This window comes from Ruegeria sp. HKCCD7296, from assembly GCF_013110775.1.
Lineage (GTDB): Bacteria > Pseudomonadota > Alphaproteobacteria > Rhodobacterales > Rhodobacteraceae > Ruegeria.
The window spans coordinates 542,501-551,856 of the sequence record NZ_WVRF01000001.1; the positions used below are offsets into that span (position 1 = coordinate 542,501).

The 9,356-nt window shown below is 54.4% G+C and carries 6 protein-coding genes, 1 tRNA gene and 2 rRNA genes (1 of these 9 cut by a window edge); 7 read left to right on the forward strand and 2 right to left on the reverse strand.

Annotated elements, in window-relative coordinates; genetic code table 11:
• The 5 genes from GS632_RS02695 to GS632_RS02715 form a co-directional block, all read left to right on the forward strand.
• Positions 1-2,022 (forward strand): 23S ribosomal RNA (locus tag GS632_RS02695) (it extends 864 nt beyond the left edge of the window).
• 166 nt (positions 2,023-2,188) lie between these two features.
• Positions 2,189-2,303: ribosomal RNA gene (gene rrf / locus GS632_RS02700) — 5S ribosomal RNA — on the forward strand.
• A gap of 85 nt (positions 2,304-2,388) precedes the next feature.
• A tRNA-Met gene (locus tag GS632_RS02705) sits at positions 2,389-2,465 on the forward strand.
• A gap of 496 nt (positions 2,466-2,961) precedes the next feature.
• Positions 2,962-3,327, forward strand: coding sequence for a hypothetical protein (locus GS632_RS02710; RefSeq protein ID WP_171728241.1), 366 nt, complete (start codon positions 2,962-2,964; stop codon positions 3,325-3,327).
• A gap of 411 nt (positions 3,328-3,738) precedes the next feature.
• Positions 3,739-4,287 (forward strand): hypothetical protein, encoded by a 549-nt coding sequence (locus GS632_RS02715; protein WP_171728242.1) that lies wholly within the window; start codon positions 3,739-3,741, stop codon positions 4,285-4,287.
• Positions 4,288-4,375: 88 nt separating this feature from the next.
• Here the strand turns inward: GS632_RS02715 and GS632_RS02720 are convergent, their stop codons facing one another.
• Both GS632_RS02720 and GS632_RS02725 read right to left on the reverse strand, forming a co-directional pair.
• Positions 4,376-4,582 (reverse strand): helix-turn-helix domain-containing protein, encoded by a 207-nt coding sequence (locus GS632_RS02720; RefSeq protein WP_171178882.1) that lies wholly within the window; start codon positions 4,580-4,582, stop codon positions 4,376-4,378.
• Between the two features lie 180 nt (positions 4,583-4,762).
• Positions 4,763-5,596, reverse strand: coding sequence for a hypothetical protein (locus GS632_RS02725; protein WP_171178884.1), 834 nt, complete (start codon positions 5,594-5,596; stop codon positions 4,763-4,765).
• A gap of 1,026 nt (positions 5,597-6,622) precedes the next feature.
• Between GS632_RS02725 and GS632_RS02730 the strand changes: the two genes are divergently transcribed.
• Both GS632_RS02730 and GS632_RS02735 read left to right on the forward strand, forming a co-directional pair.
• Positions 6,623-8,368: an amidohydrolase gene (locus GS632_RS02730; RefSeq protein WP_171728243.1), complete on the forward strand. Its 1,746-nt coding sequence runs from the start codon at positions 6,623-6,625 to the stop codon at positions 8,366-8,368.
• A gap of 90 nt (positions 8,369-8,458) precedes the next feature.
• Entirely contained in the window at positions 8,459-9,250 is a 792-nt protein-coding gene (locus GS632_RS02735; RefSeq protein ID WP_171722494.1) for a DUF3299 domain-containing protein, read from the forward strand.
• The last annotated feature ends 106 nt before the right edge of the window (positions 9,251-9,356 follow it).

A 9,356-nucleotide genomic window follows, 5' to 3' on the forward strand; every position in this document is an offset into this window, starting at 1 on the left:
CTATTTAGGTAGAGCGTCATCCGAATACCCCGGGGGGTAGAGCACTGGATGGGTAATGGGGCCCCACAGGCTTACTGATCCTAACCAAACTCCGAATACCCGGGAGTACTAGATGGCAGACACACTGCGGATGCTAACGTCCGTAGTGGAGAGGGAAACAACCCTGACCTACGACTAAGGCCCCCAATTCATGGCTAAGTGGGAAAGCAGGTGGGACGACCAAAACAACCAGGAGGTTGGCTTAGAAGCAGCCATCCTTTAAAGATAGCGTAACAGCTCACTGGTCTAAATAAGTTGTCCTGCGGCGAAGATGTAACGGGGCTCAAGCCATGAGCCGAAGTCTAGGGATGCGTAAGCATCGGTAGCAGAGCGTAGTGTGACATAGAACCTTGCCTTTTTTACCGCCGGTCATTTGGTGCGCGCAATCGCGCTCAAGTAGCCGAATAGGCGGTAGCGCAGGCATAGGTTCTTTCGATGAAGCCGGGGCGTGAGCCATCCGGTGGAGAGATCACTAGTGAGAATGATGACATGAGTAGCGACAAAGAGTGTGAGAGACACTCTCGCCGAAAGTCCAAGGGTTCCTGCTTAAAGCTAATCTGAGCAGGGTAAGCCGGCCCCTAAGCCGAGGCCGAAAGGCGTAGGCGATGGGAACTAGGTTAATATTCCTAGGCCAGGAGGATGTGACGGATTGCAGGTGTAGTTCAACCTTATCGGATTGGTTGGGCTGCTGAGCAGTTCCTGGAAATAGCCCTCCATCAGACCGTACCCTAAACCGACACAGGTGGACTGGTAGAGCATACCAAGGCGCTTGAGAGAACGATGTTGAAGGAACTCGGCAAAATACCTCCGTAAGTTCGCGAGAAGGAGGCCCGGTTCCTAGGCAACTAGGGGCTGGGGGCACAAACCAGGGGGTGGCGACTGTTTATTAAAAACACAGGGCTCTGCGAAGTCGCAAGACGACGTATAGGGTCTGACGCCTGCCCGGTGCCTGAAGGTTAAAAGGAGAGGTGAGAGCCTTGAATTGAAGCCCAGGTAAACGGCGGCCGTAACTATAACGGTCCTAAGGTAGCGAAATTCCTTGTCGGGTAAGTTCCGACCTGCACGAATGGCGTAACGACTTCCCCGCTGTCTCCAACATCGACTCAGCGAAATTGAATTGCCTGTCAAGATGCAGGCTTCCCGCGGTTAGACGGAAAGACCCCGTGCACCTTTACTACAGCTTCGCACTGGCATCAGGATTGTGATGTGCAGGATAGGTGGTAGGCTTTGAAGCGGAAACGCAAGTATCCGTGGAGCCTCCCTTGAGATACCACCCTTCGCACTCTTGATGTCTAACCGCGGTCCGTTATCCGGATCCGGGACCCTGCGTGGCGGGTAGTTTGACTGGGGCGGTCGCCTCCTAAAGCGTAACGGAGGCGCGCGAAGGTTGGCTCAGAGCGGTCGGAAATCGCTCGTTGAGTGCAATGGCAGAAGCCAGCCTGACTGCAAGACTGACAAGTCGAGCAGAGTCGAAAGACGGCCATAGTGATCCGGTGGTCCCGAGTGGAAGGGCCATCGCTCAACGGATAAAAGGTACGCCGGGGATAACAGGCTGATACTGCCCAAGAGTCCATATCGACGGCAGTGTTTGGCACCTCGATGTCGGCTCATCTCATCCTGGGGCTGGAGCAGGTCCCAAGGGTACGGCTGTTCGCCGTTTAAAGAGGTACGTGAGCTGGGTTTAGAACGTCGTGAGACAGTTCGGTCCCTATCTGCCGTGGGTGTAGGAGACTTGAGAGGAGTTGCCCCTAGTACGAGAGGACCGGGGTGAACGATCCACTGGTGGACCAGTTGTCGTGCCAACGGCAGTGCTGGGTAGCTATGATCGGACAGGATAACCGCTGAAGGCATCTAAGCGGGAAGCCCCCCTCAAAACAAGGTCTCCCTGAGGGCCGTGGAAGACCACCACGTCAATAGGCCGGAGATGTAAGCGCAGTAATGCGTTCAGTTGACCGGTACTAATCGCCCGATAGGCTTGATTTGATCCAGTAATGGAAAGACAAGACCAAAGCATACACCAACCTTGAGTTGGACAACGCTGATTGATTAACACAACCGTGCAGGACCGCGCATTCGCAAGCGAATACGCGGCCTCCTGCATAGTCGCTTTCTTGAACAGCAAGAAAGTCGACCGAGGGCTTTTCCTCGGTTTGGTGGTCATAGCGCAAGTGAAACACCCGGTCCCATACCGAACCCGGAAGTTAAGCACTGCCGCGCCAATGGTACTTGGGCTTAAGCCCCGGGAGAGTAGGTCACCGCCAAACCTAGTAAAAGCCCAAAATCTCTCTAAACGATGAAAATAATACCTGGCCTCAAGTAGCCGAATAGGCAATAGGCACACCAAAGCGTCGCGGGGTGGAGCAGTCCGGTAGCTCGTCAGGCTCATAACCTGAAGGTCAGAGGTTCAAATCCTCTCCCCGCAACCACTTGGGTCGAACAAGCCGCCTCAGGGCGGCTTTGTTCATTTTGGGCCAACCCAATCATTGCTGCCAGGGCACCCTCCAGTTCGATCTGAACGCCCTCGTTGGTGTGCTCGACCGTGACACGTTCGATAAGGCCCCGGATGATCTCCAAAGCCCCGGTGCGGATCGAAGGTTCCAATAGCGCTTGTGCAAGATCGGCGACCTTGGAGCGATAAAGTTCCGACAGGTTCGGGTGGGCATTCATCTCCAACCCCGTTTCCTTCCGAATCCGTTTGGAGACGCGCGCAGACAGAACGCCAGGATCAACCGAATGCTGACCATCCCTCCGGGGAAACAGCCAAGGCGTTCCCGCGGGGCAGAGTTCCGGACAGCGAGATTTGAGATGCACGTCGATCATGCGCAATACATCACGCGGGATCTCGAACTCGACAGGTCGCTCATTTTTGGTCTCGCCGTCTTCTAGAACCAGGTAGGCTCGGCCATCACCAGGACGGTGCAGGTGGCGTTCCAGGTGGATGCCAGCCAGGTTCTTCACGCGAACCGGGCAGACCAGCAAGATGGCGATGGCGAGTGCATCTTCGCGCGCCAGAGCCCAGCCATACGGTTTGGACATGCCGCGTGGTCGCGCGAAAATCCGTTCAGGCAGGAGCAGCAGGCGCTGTTGATGCCGATCCTCTTGCAACACCCGCAGCCGGCTTCGGTTCTTTTGGGTCATGCCATTCTGAGGTTTGACCGCCAGGCGCGTGGCAAGCCCGGCCAGTGCATCGCGAGCGTCATCGGGTGCATTAAGTATCCGGGCCAGGTTGCGGAGCAGCGCGGCGATCTCACTGATCATCTTTGTGGTCTGGTTGTTGGTGCGCGATAACATCTGGCGCAAACCCTGTTCAGCCATCACCGGATTGATCAGGACGTCCAATCCGCCAATCTCCGCGATCGGGATACCAGAGTGAACGAGTTCGGAGGCAAACCGAACCAACTGTCTTTGGTATTGGGACAGGGTCGCGGGTCGGAGTACCCTGTTCTGACCGTCATCTGCCAGCGGGTCCGGAGTTGCAAGACGGTGCATCAATTTTGCAAGCTCGCTTTGGAACGGCGTAGGAAATGCTGTCACGGGAAAGGTGATGACCTTCTGGCGCGTTTCCAGAGGCAGGATGGCCTTGGGCCATTCAGAAATACGTCGGACCGCCAGGTTCCAGCCGTTGACCGCAGCCCGATACGCGACATCCGGTGATTTGCTGATCTCGTTATGCGCAAGGGCTTCTCGATAGGCCGCGGCATGCTCTTTGAGCACAGTGGCGGGTTTGACGCCTTGCCGGTTCAGAAAATGCACGAAGCGGCAGAGTGCGGGTTGCAATGTCTTGTCGCCGGACGCCAATACATTCGCCCAGAGCGCTTGCCAATCGGGAGACAGATCATCGATCCGGTTGAAGCGCCGTTCCACCAGCCCGAAATGCGCGAGGGCGGCACGCGCATCACTCACCGCGTTTTGCCAACTCTTCGGTGTAAGACCGAGTGCTGCCGGTGTGACTTTGGACAGACGGGGCTGCAACCAGCGACTGTCGCAGGGCACATCCTCTGGCGGCAGCCCAAGGGCTTTGGCCACGCGGCGCAGACCGGAGATCATGTCGCGGCGGCGTCCGTCCGACAGAGAGCTGTCGGAGCGCAGTTGGTCGATGAGCTCGGCGAACATCGGTGTGTCGGCTTTGACGAAGGCCAATCTCAACGGAACGGGGCTCTGGCTAGTCATCGGGTTTACGTTCCTTTGGACATGTCGGGTCTCGGGCGGACGGGTGTGGACAGGGGGTCCGATTCGGGAAAAGCGTAGCACAGAAAGTCAGAAACTTACGGGCAAGCCCTCTTCCCGAAAATGTCATAACCTATTGACATTAATGTACATTAATGATCTCGATTGCCTACCAGCACTGTGCCTGCCGGTAGACGGCATGAGCTGCCGGATCAATGCGGATGAGGCGTCCGCCGGGGCCAACTCGGATAACCTCAAGCAGGCCTGCGGCAATCGCACGGCGCACCGTCTTCTCGGAGCAATTGTCCAGTTCAGCGACGTCCTTCACCGTCAGTAGCTTGCGGGGTCGGTTCTTCTTGGCATTGATCTGTGGCATCCTGATGCGCCTCCTTTTGGTCAGAGGCGTCCCGGCCCAGTTCCTGTACTGCCTGGGCAGCCAGCAATCGGACCAACTGGTCAATCGCTGTCTCAACCTGCTTGTGCGCGTGGTCGTCAGAAGGGGATATGGCAGGAACGCGTGTCATGCCATGACCATGACAACGCGGGCTTGCTCATTCTAAGTGTATTGATTGCCCAATTCCGGCGGCGCCCAACGCTCTTGCTCTTCGCGCTCAAGCTTGTCGCGAAAACCGTCAATGTCCACGCGGATCGTCTCACCGCTCAGGATTTGCCCCGGCTCGGTGATCATCTTCACGACAGCCTGGATAAAGTTGACGAGCGGACCTTGCCGTTGTCCTCCGGGGCGACCGTCTGAGTATGTCGTATAGGTTAGGGGGCGACCGGCATCTTTCCAGATGTAACAGCAGCTCTCGACAATGTACTGACGGCGTTTGTCGCGCGAGAACCGCTTGTCCCGGGGCGACATCTCCGCAATCGCACCAGGTGTCCCATGGATGCGTCGAATGTCATCGATGACATCCTGAGTAAGTGTCGTTGCGGTCTCAAGCTTGTCGAGCACTTGGGGAAGAAGGCCTGCGTCTTCTGGCGTCGACGCGAAACAAGTCGAAAGCGAGCCCAATGCGTTCCGGAGCTCTTGGGGACCAATGGAACTCTGTTTGGCTTTCCGCAAAAGTTGCTTGAGGTACTTTTGACCTCGTTCAATCGCTTGCGAGCGTCGGACCTCAGTCAGGTTGATTGCGATGTCGTCGTCGTTATTGAGGCAGTTCCCAAGAAGCACAGAGAGTTTGCGTACGAGCTGAGTTGGCAGGCCAAACCGTTCGGCCAAGCTCTCGATCATGTCATCAGAGAGAGTACCGCGTTCGCCATAACTGCCGAGCTTCCATGACAGCGAGCATTTGATCCCATCCATGTGCGGGTAGACCGAATAGTCACCTTCATCATCTTCAACGTCGCCTTGATCGTTCAGGCCAGCGTCCAAGTCAGCGCTCATCTTATTCTCCGCTTTGTACACTCTGCATTCGAGCCACACGTCCAAAAGCCAATGTGCATCACAGCAACTCTGCTTGCCGAAAAATCGGGCTGGATGACACAAGGCGATCCATTCAAACGTTGCACACAAACAAAAGAACAGGAAGAGAACAATTTGGTACCAGGTTCTGACTTGAAGCGCTGACCCAAAACGCCCGCGCTTTTGATAGGCTACAGCGCTTCGAGACAGCTGCGGCTTTTTAAGTTGGCGGACGAGCGAAACACAAGGAACAAAAAAACAGATCAATACACTTAGTCAGCAAGAACGAAAAATCGGACGTTCCGGGCCGGGACGGGTCTCCTCGTCTCCGTTGCGCCCGGTTTATGCTTGCTGCTTTCCCTCGCAAACGATCAAAAAAAGCGGTGACCACGGTACGTTCACGACCGGCCTCCAATAGTGAACTATGGTTCGGGGACTACCCCATCCCGCACCGACGCGGCTCCTTCTGGCCCGGTGCAGAAACGCGACTACGGAACCCACCGGCCGACGGGCGTCTTCAGACACTCGTCGGACCGGGGACCGCCGAGACCGTGCGCGGTCAAAGCGGGGCAGGTGAGAAGCCTGCGGGGAAGCGGCTGGCCTCCGACAAAAGGCATCGCGCGGATACGAACCTGAAAACGAAGGGCCTTCTCCCGCATGACGGGGGGAAGGAGCGGGGGCCGGATATTGTCTGGACAGTTGGAGGTCTCCGAACTGAAAGACTTTGCTGCCCGCTACACTTTGAGGGATGCTTGTGCCCTGCAACCTTTGTGAAATTTCCATTTGGTCGCGATATCTGTGTGACTCGTTTTTTCCAACACCATTTGAACTTTTGCACTTCGCTCGTTTGGTTGAGAAAATCGGCCATTTCGCTCTGTGTCAGTGACCTTTTGACCGTCTGGCTGCTGAGCCCTCTGACAAGGAGTGAGGCGAAGAAAATTTATTTGACATGCAGACATTATGTTTCATGCTTTGATTAGTCTTTTCTTCGGGTTGGGAGTGCGAATGATGAAGTGGATGATGATAGCAGTCGGTCTATTGACCTCTTTCGCCACAAACTCTGTAGCCCAAACCGCTGATACCGTCTTATTGAATGGCAACATCTACACTATGGATGCATCACGGCCTGAGGCTGAAGCAGTTGCTATTATGGGAACGCAAATCTTCTACGTTGGTTCCGATGATGGAGTCCAATCCCTGATTGGAGAAGAAACAAAAGTCATCGACCTTCAGGGACAAACGGTGCTGCCGGGCTTTGTCAGCGGCCACGAACACCTTGTCGCATCAGGGTGGACGCAATTGGGTGTCCAATTGGGCTCTGGTCAATCCAAAGAGGATTATCTCACTTTAATTAAAGAGTACGCGGACGCCAATCCCGAAGAGGAGTTTATCCGTGGCATTGGATGGAATGCGACTCTGATGGGCGGTGAGTTCACGGCTGCCGATTTGGATGCGATTGTACCTGACAGACCCGTGTTCCTGCAAGATTACACCATTCATGACGCATGGCTGAACACCAAAGCTATGGAAATGGGAGGCGTGAACAAAGACACTCCCGACCCAGTTCCGGGTTTGATCTATTTTGTAAGAGATGACGAGGGTAACCCAACAGGCTACGCGAAAGAATTTGCGTGGATGGGGGCCTATGTGGAATCTGGTGCATGGCAGCCAGATACGATGATCCCAGAGAGCCAAACAGAGCTTTATGATTTGGCCGCGAGATTTGGCTACACCACCTACATCAACCAAGGATTGGTTACACCAAATATCAAGTCTCAGGCGAAACACTACGATGACACCCGAGTGGCGCTGGACATCCTGCAAGCACAAGCTGACGAAGGCACACTCAAGCTTCGTACCTTGATGATGACCCTTGTCAAAGGCGACGATTTCGATGCGGACGACGCGGTTGCCAATACTTTGGAGCTGAAGTCTTCATTCGACAACGATGACGTTCGCGTGCTTGGAATTAAGATACACCCGGAAGGGGTTCACACAAGCCATGCATCGGTCATGCTTGAGCCGTGGCTGGACCTGCCTGAAAAAACGGCAGTGCGAGGTGTATCGGCTGCCCTAACAGATGAAATTGTCCTCAAAGCAAACGCAGCCGGACTTGACGTCTCTGTGCATGTTGATGGCTCAAAAACCGTTCGCGAAACTGTTGACTCGTATGTCAACGCTCAGAAAGCTGGATACACCGAAGCCCGCAACTCGCTTCAACACTTAGCTTTTGCGCATCCAGATGATATTGAACGCATCATACAGCACAATATCCTGTCTAACATCACCCCGATTTGGGGCACGACTTGGGGCGGTGGGCTTGACGGTGCCATGGAAATTATGGGCCTCGAAAGGACCGTTTCCGAATTTCAACGCATCCGTACTTTGATGGACGCGGGCGCACCCGTCAGTATAGGCGCGGACGTTCCCAGCACCGACCCTAGCCTCATGGGGGTATTAACCCTATGCGAAGCAGCCGTTACCCGGCGCGATCCGTCTAATCCGGACGATGATCGTATCTTCCCGCCGGTATATCAGGCTCTCACGCTCGACCAATGTATATACGCCGCGACGCTTGGTGGTGCGTATGAAGCGAGGATGGAGGACAAGATCGGAAGCTTGGAGTTTGGCAAGTATGCTGACCTGGTTATTCTAGAAGATGACCTTTTCTCGGTGCTTCCTTCTGACATCGCGGATGTGAAGATAGTAGCCACGATGAAGGGCGGAGTATTCACATATGAAGATGGTCTTTGAAACGCTGTAATAAACGTACCTTCGCAAAGTAGGCCAGTGCGATGAACTAGGCTGCAATGCTACTAAAATAGGAAAATTTAGAGCTCTGTAATGACAAGCAACTTGATCGCTTTGGTAGCTTTTGTTTTCGGGTTCGCGGAAGTGAATGCTGCTGAGGCGGAGGTTACCCAAGGTTCGCCAAAACCTGCTGCCCAAACGTCTCCTTCAGGGGCGAAGCGTTTTGACATGTCTGGGCGCGCTCATGATTTTACTTATGCTTCAAACTCCACTGCGCTGGATGGATTTATTCAGAAACAAGTGGCGGATAGCTGGCTTGACTTGAAGCCAACCCTGAAGTCTCTGGAAGCCCCATTTGAAACCCTGCCGGATCCGTTGTTAAACGCAATGAGAACGCAAGTTCGTTGGCGAACGTCCGGAAACACTACGCGCTCTGATCCTGATTTTATCAAAGAGTACAATGCAGCCACAGGTGTTTTGGCGGCGAATGAAGTCGACGTTGAAAAGCTGATGCTTGAACGTCGTAAAATCATTGCGCATAACAACTCAATCGGGCGCGGTCCAAACTTAGAAAAGCTTGGTACGGCGATCAAGCTGCCTGGGTACATAGTGCCGCTTACACTCAGTGGACGAGTTGTCACTGAGTTCCTATTTGTCCCGGTCGCTGGATCTTGCGTTCACACACCTTCGCAGCCGCCGAACCAGATCATTCATGTTGATTACCCCAGCGGCGTTGAATTTAAGTCGATTTTCGAAGCATTTTGGATCGAAGGCGAACTGTTAGCTGAAAGCAGAATTAGCGATGTTGTATTCTACGACGGCCAGGCAAACGTGGAGTCCACTTACAAACTAAACGCGAATTTAGTTGAAGTGTTTATGCCCTGATTTTTAGCCCCCCATCGGTTCATAACTTTCAGTCGTCTGTACGCGTAGACACTAGGCTCAGGACCCATTGATTTCCGTTTGGTTGCGTGATTCACGGGCCGAAAAA